Here is a 19,289-nt window from a genome sequence, read left to right on the forward strand (position 1 = left end):
GCTTTCTTTAAATTAACAAAAAATGGGATAATAGTGGCTAAAACGATTCAAGCAATTCGAGGTATGAATGATTGCCTTCCAGAGCAAAGTGGCGCTTGGCAGTTAGTTGAATCTCATATTCGAACGTTAGCGGCGACTTATCACTACCAAGAAATCAGAACGCCTATTGTTGAGTCTACGGATTTATTCAAGCGAAGTATCGGTGAAGTTACTGATATTGTTGAAAAAGAAATGTACACCTTCGAAGATCGCAATGGCGATAGCCTTACCTTAAGGCCAGAGGGAACAGCATGCTGCGTTAGAGCTGGAAATCAGCACGGTTTATTGTATAACCAACAGCGACGCCTTTGGTACATGGGGCCAATGTTTCGGCATGAGCGCCCACAAAAAGGGCGATATAGGCAATTTCATCAATTTGGGGCTGAAGCTTATGGCTTTGAAGGACCAGACATTGATGCAGAAATTATTGCAATGGGCGCACGTTTATGGAAAGCATTTGGTATTGAGCAAAGCGTTACTTTACAGATAAATACACTTGGTGATACTGCTTCCAGAGAGCGATATAAGCTTGCACTGGTAGATTACCTAACAGGCTTTAGCGATGAGCTGGACGAAGACAGTAAACGTCGTTTGTCGTCAAACCCTTTGAGAATCCTTGACACTAAGAGCAAGGAAACGCAAAAAATATTAGAAGGCGCTCCCACATTATTCGATTATTTAGATGACGCATCAAAACAACATTTTAGTAGTCTTTGTGAACACCTAGACGCGCTGGATATTGAGTATGAAATAAATCAAAAATTAGTTCGTGGTTTAGATTACTATAATCGCACGGTATTTGAATGGGTGACGAATGCCCTAGGTGCACAAGGTACAATATGTGCTGGTGGTCGTTACGATGGTTTAGTTGAACAGCTTGGCGGAAAAGCGACGCCTGCAATTGGATTTGCAATGGGCATCGAGCGTCTTGTGTTACTTATGCAAGAAATTAACACCGACGATAGCTTTGCTTCGTCCGCAGACGTTTATGTGACTGCGCTTGGTGATTTGGCGCAGCTTGAGGCGGCGACTATTGCTGAGCAGATTCGTGATAAATACGAAGGCAGTAAAGTTATTCTGCATTGCGGCGGTGGTAACTTTAAGAAACAAATGAAAAAAGCGGATGCCAGTGGTGCGAAAGTAGCAGTAATTGTTGGCGAGAATGAAGTGAGTGCTGGTGAATACGGCGTGAAATATTTACGCGAAGATACAGCACAAGAAACACATAACATTCCCAGTTTATTAGAAAACTTGGGTAAAATAATTAATAACTAAGCTGCGAAACGCAGTTAAGGTTTGAGTTAGAGGACATAATGGATCGTTACGAAACTGAAGAACAACAAGTTGAAGCCATCAAACAATTTTGGAAAGAAAACGGCACTGCCATTATCGTTGGCGCGGTTTTAGGCCTTGGGGGGCTTTGGGGGTGGCGGTTTTATTCAGACAAAACAATCGAAAGTAAGGAAGTCGCATCGTCTGCATATCAGGCGGGTATCGACGAGTTTGTTAAAAGTGAGGATACGGCTTCTCTTCAAGCATTTCTATCTGAACACAGTGACTCTGGGTATAGCAATTTAGCGGCCTTTATTGTGGCTCAACAAGCCGTTGAAAAAGACGACTTTGAAGCTGCTAAGCGAGCGCTAGAAGGTGTAGCATCTTCTACAGATGCGATTGCAGATTTAGCGCGTATACGTCTAGCGAAAGTACATTTGCATTTAGGTGAAAACACACAGGCAATAAGTCAGCTTGACCAAGTTGTAGCGACATCTTTTTTAGATCAAGTAAATGAATTGAAAGGTGACGCACACTTTGCAAATGGTGAATTTGATCAAGCGCGATCTTCATATAATCTCGCATTAGTTGAACTTCCTAACAATATTAATATCAAAATGAAACTCGATAATATTGCGTATGCAAAAACTCAGGCTGTGAGTATAGATAGTGAAGAATAAAATTTATGTGCTAGTTGGCGCGGCAATGATGCTTGGCGGTTGTAGCACAATATCTGGTTGGTTTACGGATGAAGAAGAACTTGAGATACGTCGTTTGGCCGAAATCGATATGGTGTTTACTCCTCAGATAGAATGGCAGGAAGAAATTGGTGACGGTGTTGATGAGTATTTCTCAAACCTTTCACCTGTTGCGGCATACAGCAAAATCTTTGCTGCAGATCGCGCTGGCAGTATTTACGCCTTATCTCCTGATAGTGGTAAGGTGCTCTGGGAACAGGACATTAGTACTGACAGCAAAGAAAGTAAGTTATCCAATTTATATGGCATGTTTCCAGCGCGAATTCCCGCTAAGATTTCTGGCGGGTTATCTGCCGCGTATGAAACTATTTTTCTTGGCACTGAAAATGGAGAAGTTATCGCGCTAAACGAAGCTGATGGCTCTATAAAGTGGCAAGTAAAAGTCCCAGGGGAAGTCATTGTTCCACCAGCTATAGATGCAGGTGTAGTGGTAATAAATACCGTTGCCGGTGTATTGTTAGGACTTGACGCGGATACTGGAGAGGTTAAATGGCAGAATGAATCTGACGTACCGCCCTTGTCACTTCGTGGCGTTTCTGCGCCAACGGCGGCAAATGGTGGTGCAATTGTTGGTACAGCCACTGGAAAATTAATTGTCAATATTATCGACACCGGTTTGACCGCTTGGGAGCAGGTAATAGCTAAACCTGTCGGTGCGACTGAGCTAGAGCGCATTGTTGACGTTGATAGTAAGCCAATTGTGTTTGGCGGCAATATTTATATTGTAAGTTATGGTGGTGGCCTGTCGGCAGTAGAATTACGTACCGGGCAAGTGGTGTGGAATCGCGAATATGCGGCATACCAGAACGTTACAGTGAATGGTAATACACTTTATGTGACTGACAATAATAGTAATATTTATGCTATCGATCGTCGTAACGGTGTCGAGCTTTGGTCAAATACAGTGTTAAGAAAGCGTGGTCTAACTGCGGCAACACCCATAGGTGAACATGTCGTCGTGGGTGATAAATGGGGTTTTTTACATTGGTTAAATCAGGCCGACGGCAAGATAGTCTCTAGGCTTGACTTAGGTGGTGATGACGAAGATGAAGGCATTTATACTGCACCTATTGAAGCGAATGGTAAGCTACTGGTTAAAACCAGAGAGGGTGACCTTAACCTAATTAGTGTACCTTAAAGCTTAGTTGCTCGTTACACAGTATAACGAGTACAATACGTCAAAGCGTTTCGCTAAAATGATGTAACGCCACTAAATAATACAAACGCCAATGCTTAAGTCATTGGCGTTTTAGTCTAAGAGGAAAATTATGCTACCAGTGATCGCCTTAGTTGGCCGTCCAAATGTGGGTAAATCTACATTGTTTAACCGTTTAACCCACACACGAGATGCATTGGTTGCAGATTTTCCTGGTCTTACTCGTGACCGCAAATACGGACAAGCGAAATATGAACAACGACAGTTCATCGTTGTGGATACTGGGGGAATCAGTGGTGATGAAGAAGGTATCGATGCAGCAATGGCTGAACAGAGTTTATTGGCTATTGACGAAGCGGATGTAGTTTTGTTTCTTGTAGATGCGCGAGCAGGCTTAACGCCAGCTGATATTGGTATCGCAAACCACTTACGTAAACAAGAGAAGGCTGCATATTTACTTGTTAACAAAGTAGACGGCATTGATGGTGATAGTGAGAGCGCAGATTTTTACTCCATTGGTTTTGCTCATCAAATGCAAATTGCTGCGGCGCACGGGCGCGGCGTTAGTCAAATGTTAGACGCGGTGCTCGGGCCTATTGAGGCAGACTTTCCAGAAATGATGGCTGAGTCTGAAATCGAGCATGAGGAAGAAGACGCAGATGCTAAATTGGCGCGTTTGCAAAGCCTCCCTATTAAGTTAGCTATTGTAGGAAAACCAAACGTTGGAAAGTCGACCTTAACGAATCGTATATTGGGTGAAGAACGTGTCGTTGTTTACGATATGCCAGGTACAACAAGAGATAGCATCTTTATTCCGATGGAGCGTGACGAGCGAGAGTACGTGCTTATTGATACCGCAGGTGTGCGTAAGCGTAAGAAAGTCAGTGACACGGTCGAGAAATTTTCAATTGTTAAAACGCTTCAGGCAATTGAAGAGTCAAACGTTGTACTTCTTGTCATTGATGCACGACAAGGCATTACTGATCAAGATTTGTCCTTACTTGGGTTTGTATTGAATTCAGGACGGTCTTTAGTACTCGCCGTAAATAAATGGGACGGTTTGGATACTGACATTAAAGAAGATATTAAACGTGAACTGGACAGACGGTTAGGGTTTATTGACTTTGCGCGTTTGCATTTTATTTCTGCCCTGCACGGCACTGGAGTTGGGCATCTGTTTGAGTCTGTGCAAGAGGCTTATGCCTCTGCGACTAAACGAATTAATACGGCGATGCTTACGCAGATCATGGAAATGGCGCAAGACGATCATCAACCTCCCTTAGTGGCTGGTCGCAGAGTTAAAATGAAGTATGCTCATGCTGGTGGATATAACCCACCTGTAATCGTGATTCATGGCAATCAACTCGATTCTTTGCCTTCATCATACAAACGTTATCTGATGAATTATTATCGTAAGGCACTTGAGGTGATGGGAACGCCAATTAAAATTGAATTTCGTGAAGGTGCTAATCCATTTGAAGGAAAGAAAAACCAACTATCCCTTTCTCAGCAGAGAAAGCGCAAACGCTTGGTAAGTTTTCATAAGAAAAATAAACGTTAAGGCATCATATTTTTAGGTTAACAAATAGTTAATTCCAATGTAGTCTGGTAGTCCTTTGTAAACTAAAAAGTAATTAAAAAGGAACGTAACATGGGTTTATTAGATGGCTTGATGGGAAATGCCAGTGAAGTAGATGTCGCTGAAGTGAGTGAAAGTTTAGCGGAAATACTTGCAGACAATGAGTCGATTACCAATGCTTATAAGTTGATACGCGATATGTTGGTATTAACGAATAAACGGCTTATATTCATTGACAAACAAGGTGTCACAGGTAAAAAAGTTAGCTATCACAGCATTCCTTACAAATCAGTAACGAATTTTATTGTTGAAACTGCAGGGACATTTGACACCGACTCAGAACTAAAAGTGTGGGTATCTGGCAATTCAACACCCTTGGAATTGGAATTGAAATCAAGTTTAGCACCGTCAGTACAACAAGCGCTGGCAACTCAGATGTTCAGCTAGTATTAAGAGCGCCAGATGTTTTTTGGCGTTTTGAGTGTTGTTTGAGGTGTTTTTTTGGCCGGTTTGGTTTTCATGGTTTTCATGTTTTTCGCAGTTTTACTTGCTCCCTGCACTGCATTTTGCAATAGCTGCAATTCACTTTTGGTAAAATTTCGCCATTGACCTAGTTTTAAATTACTCAAGTTAATGTTCATTATACGTGTACGTTTCAAGCGTTTTACGTCGTAATCAAAGTATTCACACATACGTCGAATTTGGCGATTTAATCCTTGTGTAAGAATGATTTTGAACACAAATGTACTTATTTTTTCGACGGTGCAGGGTTTGGTTACCGTATCAAGTATTGGGACACCGCGGCCCATATTTTGAATGAATGACGCCGTAATGGGCTTGTTAACCGTCACTATATATTCTTTATCATGTGCATTTTCAGCCCGCAGGATTTTATTGACGATATCCCCGTCACTTGTCAAAAAGATAAGCCCCTCGGAGGGTTTATCTAGTCGTCCAACAGGAAATATGCGAGATTTATGCTTAATTGCATCTATAATATTTCCCTTTATGTGGCGCTCCGTTGTACAAGTAATTCCGACAGGTTTATGGTAGGCAATGTAGACGCGATCTGATTTGTTATCAGGTGCCGCGGTGAGTATTTTTCCGTCAAGCGCTACTTTATCACCATGCATAACTTTTGTGCCTAGTTCAGGCAGTTTACCGTTAATAGTGACACGTTTTTGCTCAATATATTTGTCAGCTTCTCGGCGAGAACATACACCCGTTTCGCTAATGTACTTGTTGAGTCGTTTACCTGTATTTTCTTGCATGGATGATTTGTTTTGTTTAATACTCATTGGGGAACAATTTCTTGTGTCAATTGTACTGTATATTTTGAGCAGCGTGCTTATTTTTCTGATTAATTGTCTATATTTATAAGAGAAAAGTATGCAGATATAGTGAGAATAAATAGCCGAAATCTGGCAACTACTTCCAATGCACTTGGGGCTGAGCTAGAATACGCCTCGTATTTTTAATGAGTGCGACTTCTCTCTGCGCATTTTATCAGCAGAATACGGTTCAAATAGCGTAAAATACTCGCAGTCAATGAGCACATTGGCGCATTATACACGGCACTTTCATTTACCCTTAACGAGCTTTAGGAATATTAATGACTACAGATACCTCTAAGATAATTTATACCATCACTGACGAAGCACCGGCTTTAGCAACACAATCATTGTTGCCAATCATTGAAGCATTTACGGCATCTTCTGGTATAACTGTCGAAACGCGTGATATTTCATTAGCAGGTCGTATCATTGCTAATTTTCCAGAATGTTTAACCGATGAGCAACAAATTAATGACGCCCTCACAGAACTTGGTGAGCTAGCAAAAACGCCTGAAGCCAATATCATAAAGTTACCTAACATCAGCGCATCGGTTCCGCAGTTACAAGCCGCGATCAAAGAGCTTCAAGCGAAAGGCTATGCGCTCCCTGATTATCCAGAACAGGCGGATAGCGATGATGATAAAGCGGTTCAATCAAAATATGCAAAAGTATTGGGCTCTGCGGTAAACCCAGTATTACGTGAGGGTAATTCAGACAGACGTGCGCCAGGTTCTGTAAAACAATATGCGCGAAACAACCCACACTCTATGGGAGCTTGGTCAAAAGAATCTAAGTCGCACGTTGCACATATGTCAGGTGGCGATTTTTATGGTAGTGAGCAGTCGACGACAGTGAGTGGCGCACAGGATGTAAAAATTGAATTTGTGACTGAAAATGGCGATGTGTCGGTGTTAAAGGAAAAAGTATCACTGCTTGATAAAGAAGTTATCGACGCATCAGTGATGAGTAAAGCCGCATTGGTTGATTTTTTCGAAAAAGAAATTAGCGCTGCAAAGGATGAAGATGTGCTGCTTTCACTTCATATGAAAGCGACGATGATGAAAGTGTCTGATCCAGTGATTTTTGGGCACGCAGTAAAAGTATTTTTTAAAGATGTATTTGAAAAACATGCCGAAACCTTCGCGGAGGTTGGTGTTGACGTTAAAAATGGTTTAGGCGATGTATACGCCAAAATCGAAAAGTTACCTGCGGATAAGAAAGCTGAAATCGAAGCGGATTTGCAAGCAGTGTATGGTACTCGTCCTGACATGGCGATGGTTGATTCTGACCGTGGCATTACTAATCTTCATGTACCGAGCGATGTGATTATCGACGCGTCTATGCCTGCCGCGATTCGTGCGTCTGGTCAAATGTGGGGGCCAGATGGTAAACAGAAAGACACTAAGTTTATGATTCCAGACCGTAACTACGCGGGTGTTTTTGCTACTGTGATTGACTTTTGTAAAGAAAATGGCGCTTTTAATCCATCAACAATGGGGACAGTACCTAACGTTGGTTTGATGGCGCAAAAAGCGGAAGAATATGGCTCGCATGACAAAACATTTATTCTAAGTGCTAACGGTATTGTAAGAGTAGTCAACACCGCTGGTGAAGTTTTGTTGTCACACAATGTAGAAGAAGGTGACATATGGAGAATGTGTCAGGCAAAAGATGCACCAATCCAAGATTGGGTTAAATTAGCAGTAACTCGCGCACGTGCTACAAATACTCCCGCTGTTTTTTGGCTAGACGAAAACCGTGCTCATGATGCCGAAATGATTAAAAAGGTAAATGCATATTTACCAAATCACGATACTTCAGGCCTTGAAATTTTGATCATGAGCGCTGTTGAAGCGACGGCTTATACCTTGGATCGTTGCTTTAAAGGCGAAGATACTATTTCTGTTACCGGAAATGTATTGCGCGACTATTTGACCGATTTATTCCCAATCCTAGAATTGGGTACAAGCGCTAAAATGCTATCTATTGTGCCGTTAATGAATGGCGGTGGATTGTTTGAAACAGGTGCCGGTGGTTCTGCTCCTAAGCATGTACAGCAATTTGAAAAAGAAAATCACTTGCGTTGGGATTCACTTGGTGAGTTTTTAGCGTTAGCGGCGTCTTTAGAACACCTTAGTACTTTTGCTAAAAACCCTAAGGCGCAAGTATTGGCTGATACTTTAGATGCTGCAACGGCGAAATTCTTGCAAGAGAACAAGTCTCCTTCACGTAAAGTGAACGAGCTTGATAATCGGGGTTCTCACTTCTATTTGGCAATGTATTGGGCTCAAGCTCTAGCTGCACAATCGGAAGATACAGAGCTACAAGCGCAATTTACTTCTATAGCGACAACATTGACTGAGAAGGAAGGCACTATCGTGAATGAGCTAAATGATGCTCAAGGTGTTGCTGTCGACGTTAGTGGTTACTATTTTGCAGATACTGCTTTGGCTGCGAAGGCAATGCGCCCGAGTGAAACATTCAATGCTGTATTAGCAACGCTGTTGTATTAATCAAAACTAGACCTAAAAAAACCACGCATATGCGTGGTTTTTTTGTATTTATTAAAAGAAGGATTTAGTTAAACACTAGCCATCCGCGCGCATTGAGCGCATAAACTTAGATTCAGGTGGTACTTCAATCTTCGCGATACTTTGTTCAACGATAGGTAACATCACCATACCCGGAAAATTACCTGATAATTTTACAAACTTGTCGCCTTTTTTGAACAAATAGTTAGTTGTATATACCGGTTCGATACCTGTATTTAATTTAACTTCAAAAGCATAGCCCTCAAGCACTTGATCTTGTTGCTCGATTTTAAGCGGCTTAACGTCTGAAATTGAATATTCGTTTATCCCTGCTTGTTCCACTAAAGCTTGCACTTGAAGTTGCTCTGAGCTTAATTCAGCAGCCAATAGATCCGCGTCATCCATGGTGTTTGTATAGGTAAACGGAGAAACAGGATATACCGTAATGTCTACCACAGCATCAGCATACTCAGGGTGCTCATATCTCGCGATACTACCTTGCATTGGATCACGATATAAAGCTTGCTGTTGAAGTGAAAAATCGCCAATTGTTGATGGAATTGTCATTTCTTGGTGATAATCACTGGCGCCAACCGTTTCGTAAATACGCTCCGCATCGAGGATCTCGGCATTTCGAATATGATTAACCCATTGCTCTAACATTAGATTTGCAGCATTGTCTATTTTTTCTTGAGTGACGGGCAAGCCAATCGCTTGAGTGACATTCATATCGTCAATAGGAATACCGCGCCAACTCGTTGTAATTTCCATTACTAGCGTAGGAGAGGTGCTTGAATCAATGATTGCATCACCGACTAACACTTCATACTCAGACAAAGATAATGCTTCTTTAACATCATCCGCATATTCATTAGCCTTGATGAACTGGCGTAATGCGTTTTTGTCGAGTGTATGGGTTTTACACTGCGTAGTTTCACAATAAGTACTTACATTTTCGCTTAAACTTGCCGCGTAAAAAGGTAAATCGCTTTGATTGTTAGCAAAAGATACTTGGCTAAATAAAGTAAGTCCGAGAGAGGTAATAACTAATGAAGACACATTTGATTTCATGGAAACTACAACATCCACTGTATAAATTGTTATAACTTGGTATGGATTTTAACACCATACTTGTAGACAGACAAACAAATTTATAACAATTCATACAAATGAAAAACAAAGTTTACATATATCAAGCGTTTAACTAACGATTATTTTTTATCTATAACTTCGGCAGTAAATTCCCCATCTGTTAGACGTGTTTTTATCAACTGTTTAGGGTGTATTTCATCTATGGAACGTAGGATTTTACTTTCAGAATGACTATCTTCTGAAAACGTAATGCTGTAGCCGCGTGCCATTGTAGACAAAGGGCTGACAGAGTCTAACAAGGCGGTTTTGGCGCTCAATTGTTGAGTAGTCATTTTTAGGACATTTTGCATTGAATTGTGCAATACGCTTTCTTTTTGAACTAGTGCATTCTGCAAGGTTTCAATTCGTTCCGCCGGCGATAAGTTGTTTAGTGAGTTGTTTGTTATTCGATGCTTTTGCCGCATATTTTGTAATGCATTGGTTATGCCTCGTTCTAGTTGCTGTTTAAGTTGCTCTATTTTTGTACTTTGCACTTCAATTGCATTTTGTGGGTGGCTGTTGTTTAGTCGATGCAGCAAGTTATCGAGGCCTTGTGCGTTGTTCTCAATCAGCCGTTGTGGTGATTGGTTTTTTAGGCCTTGATTAATCACGTCGAATCCATGAGCCTTAATTCGATGTTGCCTGTTAAACGCGGCACTTAAGTTTGCGAGTTGTTGGCGTATTTGTTGTTTCAGTACTTGGGCATCTTTACTTAGTAATTCTGCAGCGGCTGAAGGTGTTGGTGCTCTCATATCAGCAACAAAATCGGCAATGGTCACATCAATTTCATGTCCAACAGCGGATACTATCGGCAAAAATGACTGATGAATTGCTCGAGCAACAGTTTCTTCATTAAATGGCCATAAATCTTCCAATGAACCACCACCTCTGCCAACGATTAACACATCTACTTCGTTGCGTTGATTAGCTTTTATGATTTGCTTAACAATTTCTGGTGCCGCTAATTCACCTTGCACTGCGGTTGGATAAAGTACAACTTCGACACTAGGGTTTCTGCGCGCAAGTACATGTAAAATATCATGAATAGCTGCACCAGTAGGAGATGTGATGACCCCAATTCGGTTAATTGTCGTCGGCAATGCTTGTTTAGCCTCATCACTAAATAAACCTTCTTGAGACAATGCGTGTTTAAGTGCTTCAAATTGCTGTTTTAATTGCCCAACGCCCTCAGGTTCCATATGTTGAACAATTAATTGATAATCCCCTCTTGGTTCGTACAAACCAATACTTGCACGCACTAAGACCTTATCTCCTTGTTTGGGGCGAAAACCGATTCGTTGATTTGCGCCTTTAAACATTGCGGAGCGCACTTGTGCTTGATTGTCTTTTAAAGTGAAGTACCAGTGTCCCGAACTTGCTGCCACAAAATTACTTATTTCACCGGTAACCCATACTAAGCCAATTTCACTTTCTAACACACGTTTAGCAAAACGATTGAGTTTGGTGACACTTAATATACTGACTTGATCTGATGTGGCGAACATAAATGACTTATTTTTAGTAATTTTCCTTATTATTCTAGTTTACCTTGGGAATAAAAAACACTACAATTACGCCGCAATTAAACCACTACCGAAACAGGTGAAATTGCATGCTACGCATCGAAAAAGAAGCGCTTACTTTCGACGACGTTCTGCTTGTTCCTGGGCATTCCACAGTGTTGCCTCACACAGCGAATTTACAAACCAAGCTTACCCGTAAAATTACTCTAAACATGCCATTGATGTCTGCGGCAATGGATACGGTAACTGAAGCTAATCTAGCGATTGCCCTTGCACAAGAAGGCGGCATTGGCTTTATCCATAAAAACATGTCTGGCGAAGCGCAAGCGGAACACGTATTAAAAGTTAAAAAATACGAGAGTGGTGTTGTTCAAAACCCAGTAACTGTGCGTGAGCATGCAACTATTGGTGATATTAAGGCACTCAGCAAACAACTCGGTTATTCTGGTTTCCCCGTTGTTGATGAGGGCAATAATCTAATAGGGATTGTCACAGGGCGTGATTTACGCTTTGAAAACAGGCTTGATCAAGCAATTTCAAACGTTATGACGCCGAAAGAAAAGTTAGTGACAGTCACGTCGTCCGCGACCGCTGACGAAGTGATGCACTTAATGCATGAGCATCGAATTGAAAAAATACTTGTCGTTGATGAAGCATTTAGGCTAACAGGCCTTATTACAGTAAAAGATTTCAAAAAGGCAAAAAGTAAACCGAATGCTTGTAAAGATTCTCAAGGCCGTTTGCGTGTCGGCGCAGCAGTCAGTGTTGGTGCTGGAACAGATGAAAGAATACGCCTACTTGTAGAAGCTGGTGTAGATGTACTGCTTATTGATACTTCCCATGGGCATTCTCAAGGTGTAATTGACCGAGTGTCTGCAGTACGCAAAGCTTACCCTGAATTACAGTTAATCGCTGGAAATGTTGCAACAGCGGAAGGTGCGTTAGCGCTAGCTGAAGCGGGGGTCGATGCGGTAAAGGTAGGGATTGGCCCTGGCTCTATTTGTACGACTCGCATAGTAACAGGTTGCGGCGTACCGCAAATTACTGCAATTTCTGATGCAGTTTCAGCAGTAGATAAACTAGGTATCCCTGTCATTGCTGACGGCGGTATTCGTTTTTCGGGTGATGTTGCTAAAGCGCTAGTTGCTGGCGCTAGCTCTGTCATGGTCGGTAGTATGTTTGCAGGCACGGAAGAAGCGCCAGGTGAGGTAGAGCTTTATCAAGGGCGATACTATAAGTCATACCGTGGTATGGGGTCGCTTGGTGCTATGAATCAAAGCAATGGTTCCTCTGATCGATATTTCCAAGACAGCAATAGCGCCGAAAAACTAGTGCCAGAAGGTATTGAAGGCCGTGTTGCGTACAAAGGGCCAATTGCAAATATTATTCACCAGCAATTAGGTGGTTTGCGCTCTGCGATGGGATTAACTGGTTCAGCAACCATTGAAGAACTTAGAACAAAACCTAAGTTTGTTAAAGTAACGTCCGCTGGGATGGGCGAATCTCATGTGCACGATGTTAGTATTACGAAAGAAGCACCTAATTACAGATTAGGATAAATCCAATGTTCTTTTTGAGCAGCATGTTCTATTGCTGCTCTTTCACTATTTCTTAGGGTCATTTAATGTCAGTAAATATCCATAGCCAAAAAATACTCATTCTAGATTTTGGTTCTCAATATACGCAACTTATTGCACGTCGTGTGCGTGAAATAGGGGTTTATTGTGAACTGTGGGCATGGGATGTTAGCGAAGAAGATATTCGTAATTTCGCGCCAGACGGTATTATCCTCTCGGGTGGCCCAGAATCAGTCACCGAAGCTGGTTCGCCAAGAGCGCCACAATATGTATTTAATGCAGGCGTTCCTGTATTAGGTATTTGTTACGGCATGCAAACAATGGCGCATCAGCTTGGTGGCGCGGTGCAAGGCTCTGACTTACGCGAATTCGGTTATGCTCAGGTTGAGTTGTTAAATGCCACCGAGTTGTTTGATAAAATCGAAGATGAGATTGGCGCAAACGGCAATGCCTTATTAGATGTATGGATGAGTCATGGCGATAAAGTGGCGGCAATACCGGAGGGCTTTGAAACGATTGCAAAAACCTCAAATTGTCCGCATGCAGCAATGGTTAACCTTGATAAACAGTTTTATGGTGTGCAGTTCCATCCTGAAGTAACGCATACTAAACAGGGTTTACGGGTGCTTGAACATTTTGTGATTAACATTTGCAAATGTGAAAAATTATGGACGGCAGCCTCAATTATCGAAGATGCGGTAGCACGGATTAAACAACAAGTTGGTGATGACGAAGTTATCCTAGGTTTATCTGGCGGTGTTGATTCAAGTGTGACGGCAATGTTATTGCATCAAGCAATTGGTCACAAACTAACCTGTGTATTTGTAGACAATGGTTTGTTGCGACTCAATGAAGGTCAGCAAGTGATGGACATGTTTGGCGATCATTTTGGTTTAAACATCATCAAAGTTGATGCTGAAACACGCTTCCTTGACGCTTTACAAGGTGAAACAGACCCTGAGAAAAAGCGTAAGATCATCGGGAATGAATTTGTTTACGTGTTCGATGAAGAGTCTAACAAGCTTGCTAATGCCAAATGGCTTGCGCAGGGGACTATTTACCCCGACGTGATTGAGTCTGCGGGCTCTAAGACAGGTAAAGCTCACGTCATTAAATCACACCACAATGTCGGTGGGTTGCCTGAAGATATGAAAATGGGCTTAGTCGAACCATTGCGAGAACTCTTTAAAGATGAAGTGCGTAAAATTGGTTTGGAGTTAGGCTTACCTTACGACATGTTATACCGCCATCCATTCCCTGGTCCGGGTTTGGGGGTGCGAGTACTCGGTGAAATAAAGAAAGAGTACTGTGACCTTCTGCGACGTGCCGACGCTATTTTTATCGAAGAACTGCATAACGCGGATCTTTACCATAAAGTGAGTCAGGCCTTTACTGTATTCTTGCCTGTGCGTTCTGTTGGTGTAATGGGAGATATGCGGAAATATGATTGGGTTGTCTCTATAAGGGCCGTAGAGACGATAGACTTTATGACCGCGCGTTGGGCACATTTACCCTATGACTTTCTTGGAAAAGTATCAAACCGAATCATCAATGAAGTAGATGGGATATCTCGAGTGGTATACGATATTTCAGGCAAACCACCTGCAACAATAGAGTGGGAATGATTCCACGTCTAGCAGTGTCTAGCTCCTATAAGCAATAAACTTATCATAACCCATTGTCATCAATGGGTTTTTCTTTCTATGGACGGGAGTTTTAAGGGGCTTCTAGTGGACTGGTTAAATTAGACAGGACAATGCAGTAATAGAATCTATGACTGAGCAGTTTAAAGAATAGCTTTATCCTAAAGGTCACGCTCTCTAAAAGAAATACCTATGCCACATCCGAATTGTTTAATTGTAGAAAGTAAGTTTTCGATGTTGCCGCCGCATCTGCATCAATGATAATTGTCGTCGCTCCGGACTGTAAAAAAGACTTCACAATATCGGCGCGAGTCTTACCTTGAAGATAAACCGTAATCGGGCAGTCAATACCATAATCACGCTGAGCTTGGAGAGATTGAGGGCCAAATATTACTTTGTTCGTTTATTTTTGTGATCAATATAAATATTTATTCATAGTAATCGCAATGCACAAGAAGGCAAAAAGATCTTGGTTAGTACGTTAAAAGCTACTATTGAATACTTGCTGGTGTTAGGAGTGTATTTAATTTTTCATTAAAATTATTCAAGCCTAAGAAAGGTATTTCAGACCTATTTAAGATATAAAAAATCCTCTCCAATAGTATCAAAAACCTTACTATATACGTTTTTCCTGCCTTCTTGTTTAATCATGTCAACAATGCATAATTTCTGCGTATATTCAAAAAAAGCGAAAATCTGAAAATCAGATTTAGCTTTTAATTATGGTGGGATTAGCGATGAATTCTGAAGGCTCAACAGGCAATAATCGGTTTGACTATCGATTTGCCAAAATGCTTTATCAATGGCGGTGGCTTACCGCCATCTTCGTTTTGTGTAGTGTGATCTATGTCTTTATGAGCGGCATGGAGAATATTGGCCGAGTCACGAAGTCTGTACTTTCGATTAGCGATATTTCGGATGGTTCGGGGCAAATTGCACCGCAAATGTTTGATCCGAGTTTGGATGTTTGGTTTGACACGGGCGATGCGACAGTTAAAGCCTATTTTGATATTGAAGACCGCTTTATTGCCGAAGACTATATCCTTGTTACCTTCGAGAATACACAAGATTCCTATGGTGTATTCAGTCGAGAATCTTTAGAAACTATCCAAAGACTGACTGAAAACTTTTTAACCGTGCCTGGTGTACGGCATGTGCGCAGCCTAACTTACAGTCCGTGGATTCGTTGGGGAAGTATAGACGATGGTATTTCGACAGAAAACGGACTGATTATTAGTGATTTAGTCGAAAGTCCTGCCACCCAGCTCAGTGATAAGCAGCTAGTTGAACGTATGGTTGCGGTATTGGGGGCTAACCGAACGGCTAAAAAAATTGGTGCGCAACGCGTAAGAGAGTATCTGGGAAACAACGCTAACTTTGAAGACTTTCAGGGTGAACCCTTATTGCTTGATGCCATCGTCAATCAGGATGCCTCTGCCACTGCAATTCAAATTCAGATAACCCGACCCGTTGTTGAAGGTGAACATTCTGAACTCACCAAAAAACTCTATTCCGTACAATTTCAACGTGCAGCCTTACGAGGTATTGAACATTTCCTGAATATCGAAAGTGGGCTTTCACTTAAAACAACCGCTTTTCAAAAGGCTGAAAAACAAATTTCAGCTTTGCCAGAGAGCGAAGATAAAAGAAAACTTAAGCAGTCGTTATCCGACCCAAGCAAGAACTTCATGGTCGATCAAGATGGCCAAACCATACAAAAGTACCGAGTTTTTCGGCTTGATGAAGACGGCCATTACCTTGATATTGCCAGCTTAAATAGTGAGTTTAAAGCTGACAGTACATTTACGCCAAACGCATTAAGCCCTTATAACTTTAAATTGGGTGGTGTGCCTGTGTTGGAAAGGAATTTTGAAGTGGTTGGCTCAGCCGACTCAAAATTCTTACCACTGATGTTTCTTGTCATAACCGTCTTTTTAATCATTTTAACCCGCAGCTTTGCTGGTACTGTTATTCCAATGGTTGTTGTTCTTGCATCCATTTTTGGCACGGTAGGGACTATTTTTGCGACGGGAACACTCTTTAATAATCTGACCGCTATGATGCCTAACATGATGACGGCTATCGGGGTCGCCGACTCTATTCACCTTGTTGCAGCCTGGTTGCTCATGCGCAGTCAATATGACAATAAAGCTGAACTCATTATTGAAGTTATCCGAAAAAATGCAGCACCGGTATTGCTAACAACAATAACGACCGCCATTGGCTTTTACTCGCTGATGCTTAATGATTTAACACCCGTTAAACAATTGGCGTGGAGCATGGCTATCGGCACTTTTATCGCTTACTTGCTTACCATGACGGTAGTGCCGTTAATGCTATCACTATTTCCTCACTCAAAAAGAAAGCGTATTAAGCAAAGAGATGCGATATCCCAATACTTATCAACCCAATGGGCAGCCCTTATTATTCGTCATCGCGCTAAAGTGGTTGGCTATTCAAGTATCGTCGCTTTGATATCCTGTATAGGTTTATTCTTTGTTCAAATTGATGCCGACCAGCGAAAAATGTTTACTGCCGACAATCCGGTGATCCTCGACTTAATCTGGATAGAAGAGCACCTTGGCGGCACAGGTGACTTGGAAATCATTTTTAACAGCACAGCGAGTGATAGTGCTGAAGGCTTGAATGAACAGGAGGCGGCCAGACTTGAATCACTTCAAGCAAGAAACGTCGCAACAGCTAGCGGGATAAGCGGTGTTAAGGCGTTAAGCTCAGCTGAGATGAACGAGTTAAACTCTCTTCACCAGCGCTATGAAGCTTGGAATAACGGGCGTATTGGTGTTTCTGCCCAATTTCTACAACAGGTTGAGCAATTTGAATACCGTCTGCGTGAAGAAATGGTTAAACCAGATTCTGCGTTGTCTATTATCACCGATTTGTCATCACCGTTGGACATTCTGAAAAAAATGCACCAAGTGCAAAATAACGACAATCCAGCCTTTTATCGCGCGGTTAATGAAGGCGACGTATCGGCCTCACTTCGGCAGGCATCAGTAGAATTTGATGAACTGACCGAGGAATATAACTATATACCGTCGCAAACGGCATCAACGCTTATATCTCAATACTGGCTGCAGTATGAAAACGGTGCTCGACCGGGTGAAACCCTATCAACTCAACTAAGTGTTGATCGCCAACACTATAGAATGCAAGGTCGAGGGTTGTTGTGTACTACTCAAGAAAAACAAGCGGCAATTGCCAAAATTCGTGAAATTGCCGAGAACGAATTTCCTGACCTTATTGCGACACCCAACGATGCCTCCATTGCTGACCTAACGGTGTCAGGTAAGAAAACGTTGATGGATCGCACAGGTATTATTATCGCGGAGAGCTTTTCTAAATCTATCGTGGTTGCGCTTATCGTCATTTTGATTGTTATTAGTCTTTTCTTCCGCTCTTGGAAATTAGGATTAGTCAGTGCGCTACCTAATGTTTTACCGATAGCCATACCGCTCGGCTTCTTTGGTTGGTTTGGCATCATGATTGATGGGCCCGCCATTGCGGTTGCTGTGGTTGCTTTAGGTGTTTGTGTTGACGATACAATTCACTTTTTCACCAAATACTCACGTGCCATAAATAGTGGCAAAACGGTTGAGCAAGCCATTTCAGAAACCATGCGTGAATGTGGCGACGCCTTAACCCTGACTACTATCGTGTTGATCGTCGGCTTTAGCACCATGCTGCTCAGTTCATTTTCTCCGAACTATTTAATGGCCGTGCTGGCTGTTTCGATGATTGCCTTGGCATGGCTGGCTGACTTTATTGTTACACCCGCCGTATTAGCCATGATGGATATTAAGTCTTCCGAAAAGAAGGACACTGCAACCGATTCATTAGCTTATAGCGGAGGCTCTCAATAATGAAAAAACAACTATTAATCCTGCTCAGTGTGATCACGACAATCAGTCTTTCGGGCGTTACCTCCGCGAATGACGCTCCACCTGTATTTGATACTGAAAACCCGGCTATATACGGCAAACAACTGGTGGAATATTCTGATAGAAAACTACATGGCTGGAGAGATGAATTAGTCGCGGGAAAGATGTCCCTCTATGACACCAATGGTCAATCTGTATTGCGTTCATTTAGACGTATTGGACTGGAGCGCTTTGGTCAGGGAGATAAGTCCATTATTAAGTTTACCTCGCCTGCTGATATTAAAGGTGTAGCAGCACTTAACTATGAAAATTCAGGCAGCTCAGACGATAACTGGCTTTACTTGCCCTCTACCAAGAAGGTACGCCGTATCTCTGGTGCGAATAATACGGCGAGTTTCCAAGGCTCAGAGTTTACCTACGAAGACCTCAACGATTTAGACCCGGCAGAATACCAGTGGCAGTTTCTTAAAGAAATACAGATGGAGATTGATAACGAAACACTGCCTGTATTTAAAATAGAAGGTAAACCAACTTACCGAGATACAGCTTATTCTTACTTAATTCTCTATCTATCGAAAGACCATTGGTTTCAAGCTCAAGTCGAGTATTTTGATAAATCAGGCACCCATTTAAAAACCAGAACATCCAGCCAGTGGCAGCAGTTTCATAACCAATACTGGCGGGCGCTACAAGTAGAGATGGCGAATCATCAAACTGGCAAAAAAACAGTCTTAAAATTTAGTGATTACCTAGTGGATTTATCGCAATACACCAGTAAAAGAACTGGTAAAAAGCGCGCGAATCTGACTGAATCATCTTTTACCAAGCGCGCATTGACTAAATAGGA

The 19,289-nt window shown here is 42.0% G+C and carries 13 protein-coding genes; 10 read left to right on the forward strand and 3 right to left on the reverse strand.

Going from position 1 to position 19,289, the window contains the following annotated elements:
• The first annotated feature begins 33 nt into the window (after window positions 1–33).
• The 5 genes from hisS to QQK00_RS19535 all read left to right on the forward strand — a co-directional run bounded on the left by hisS (window position 34) and on the right by QQK00_RS19535 (window position 5,251).
• Entirely contained in the window at window positions 34–1,314 is a 1,281-nt protein-coding gene (gene hisS / locus QQK00_RS19515; RefSeq protein ID WP_284219374.1) for a histidine--tRNA ligase, read from the forward strand.
• Window positions 1,315–1,352: 38 nt separating this feature from the next.
• Window positions 1,353–1,991 (forward strand): YfgM family protein, encoded by a 639-nt coding sequence (locus QQK00_RS19520; protein ID WP_284219375.1) that lies wholly within the window; start codon window positions 1,353–1,355, stop codon window positions 1,989–1,991.
• Window positions 1,978–3,207, forward strand: a complete 1,230-nt coding sequence (gene bamB, locus QQK00_RS19525) for an outer membrane protein assembly factor BamB (protein WP_431307768.1) — start codon at window positions 1,978–1,980, stop codon at window positions 3,205–3,207. Before QQK00_RS19520 ends, bamB begins: the two co-directional genes overlap by 14 nt.
• Before the next feature lie 130 nt (window positions 3,208–3,337).
• Window positions 3,338–4,786 carry a ribosome biogenesis GTPase Der gene (gene der, locus QQK00_RS19530; protein ID WP_284219377.1) on the forward strand — a complete coding sequence of 483 codons (1,449 nt, stop codon included), beginning with the start codon at window positions 3,338–3,340 and terminating at the stop codon, window positions 4,784–4,786.
• A gap of 90 nt (window positions 4,787–4,876) precedes the next feature.
• Window positions 4,877–5,251 (forward strand): PH domain-containing protein, encoded by a 375-nt coding sequence (locus tag QQK00_RS19535; RefSeq protein ID WP_284219378.1) that lies wholly within the window; start codon window positions 4,877–4,879, stop codon window positions 5,249–5,251.
• A 2-nt stretch (window positions 5,252–5,253) separates the two neighbouring features.
• Here QQK00_RS19535 and rluF read toward each other — a convergent pair whose 3' ends face one another.
• Complete coding sequence (gene rluF / locus QQK00_RS19540; RefSeq protein WP_284219380.1) at window positions 5,254–6,102, reverse strand: 23S rRNA pseudouridine(2604) synthase RluF; 849 nt, start codon at window positions 6,100–6,102, stop codon at window positions 5,254–5,256.
• Between the two features lie 314 nt (window positions 6,103–6,416).
• Between rluF and QQK00_RS19545 the strand changes: the two genes are divergently transcribed.
• Complete coding sequence (locus QQK00_RS19545) at window positions 6,417–8,651, forward strand: NADP-dependent isocitrate dehydrogenase (RefSeq protein WP_284219381.1); 2,235 nt, start codon at window positions 6,417–6,419, stop codon at window positions 8,649–8,651.
• A 75-nt stretch (window positions 8,652–8,726) separates the two neighbouring features.
• Here QQK00_RS19545 and QQK00_RS19550 read toward each other — a convergent pair whose 3' ends face one another.
• Both QQK00_RS19550 and xseA read right to left on the reverse strand, forming a co-directional pair.
• A complete protein-coding gene (locus QQK00_RS19550; RefSeq protein ID WP_284219382.1) occupies window positions 8,727–9,740 on the reverse strand; it encodes a hypothetical protein in 1,014 nt (337 codons plus the stop codon).
• A 140-nt stretch (window positions 9,741–9,880) separates the two neighbouring features.
• Entirely contained in the window at window positions 9,881–11,305 is a 1,425-nt protein-coding gene (xseA, locus tag QQK00_RS19555; protein ID WP_284219383.1) for an exodeoxyribonuclease VII large subunit, read from the reverse strand.
• 107 nt (window positions 11,306–11,412) lie between these two features.
• Here xseA and guaB point away from each other — a divergent pair, with 107 nt between their 5' ends.
• The 4 genes from guaB (at window position 11,413) to QQK00_RS19575 (ending at window position 19,287) form a co-directional block, all read left to right on the forward strand.
• Complete coding sequence (gene guaB / locus QQK00_RS19560) at window positions 11,413–12,882, forward strand: IMP dehydrogenase (RefSeq protein WP_284219384.1); 1,470 nt, start codon at window positions 11,413–11,415, stop codon at window positions 12,880–12,882.
• A gap of 65 nt (window positions 12,883–12,947) precedes the next feature.
• Entirely contained in the window at window positions 12,948–14,525 is a 1,578-nt protein-coding gene (gene guaA, locus QQK00_RS19565) for a glutamine-hydrolyzing GMP synthase (RefSeq protein WP_284219385.1), read from the forward strand.
• 755 nt (window positions 14,526–15,280) lie between these two features.
• Entirely contained in the window at window positions 15,281–18,424 is a 3,144-nt protein-coding gene (locus QQK00_RS19570) for an efflux RND transporter permease subunit (protein WP_284219386.1), read from the forward strand.
• The gene (locus QQK00_RS19575) at window positions 18,424–19,287 is read left to right on the forward strand and encodes an outer membrane lipoprotein-sorting protein (protein WP_284219387.1); all 864 of its coding nucleotides are present in this window, start codon (window positions 18,424–18,426) and stop codon (window positions 19,285–19,287) included. The genes QQK00_RS19570 and QQK00_RS19575 overlap by 1 nt, the downstream gene beginning before the upstream one ends.
• Window positions 19,288–19,289 lie beyond the last annotated feature (2 nt).

Source organism: Agaribacter marinus (genome assembly GCF_030160655.1).
GTDB lineage: Bacteria > Pseudomonadota > Gammaproteobacteria > Enterobacterales > Alteromonadaceae > Glaciecola > Glaciecola marina.

Bases quoted from the DNA above. Each gene is read 5' to 3' on its own strand.
- QQK00_RS19535 (WP_284219378.1), top strand. From the start codon at position 4,877: ATGGGTTTATTAGATGGCTTGATGGGAAATGCCAGTGAAGTAGATGTC.
- der (WP_284219377.1), top strand. From the start codon at position 3,338: ATGCTACCAGTGATCGCCTTAGTTGGCCGTCCAAATGTGGGTAAATCT.
- guaB (WP_284219384.1), top strand. From the start codon at position 11,413: ATGCTACGCATCGAAAAAGAAGCGCTTACTTTCGACGACGTTCTGCTT.
- guaA (WP_284219385.1), top strand. From the start codon at position 12,948: ATGTCAGTAAATATCCATAGCCAAAAAATACTCATTCTAGATTTTGGT.
- QQK00_RS19550 (WP_284219382.1), bottom strand. From the start codon at position 9,740: ATGAAATCAAATGTGTCTTCATTAGTTATTACCTCTCTCGGACTTACT.
- QQK00_RS19575 (WP_284219387.1), top strand. From the start codon at position 18,424: ATGAAAAAACAACTATTAATCCTGCTCAGTGTGATCACGACAATCAGT.
- QQK00_RS19545 (WP_284219381.1), top strand. From the start codon at position 6,417: ATGACTACAGATACCTCTAAGATAATTTATACCATCACTGACGAAGCA.
- QQK00_RS19570 (WP_284219386.1), top strand. From the start codon at position 15,281: ATGAATTCTGAAGGCTCAACAGGCAATAATCGGTTTGACTATCGATTT.
- rluF (WP_284219380.1), bottom strand. From the start codon at position 6,102: ATGAGTATTAAACAAAACAAATCATCCATGCAAGAAAATACAGGTAAA.
- QQK00_RS19520 (WP_284219375.1), top strand. From the start codon at position 1,353: ATGGATCGTTACGAAACTGAAGAACAACAAGTTGAAGCCATCAAACAA.
- xseA (WP_284219383.1), bottom strand. From the start codon at position 11,305: ATGTTCGCCACATCAGATCAAGTCAGTATATTAAGTGTCACCAAACTC.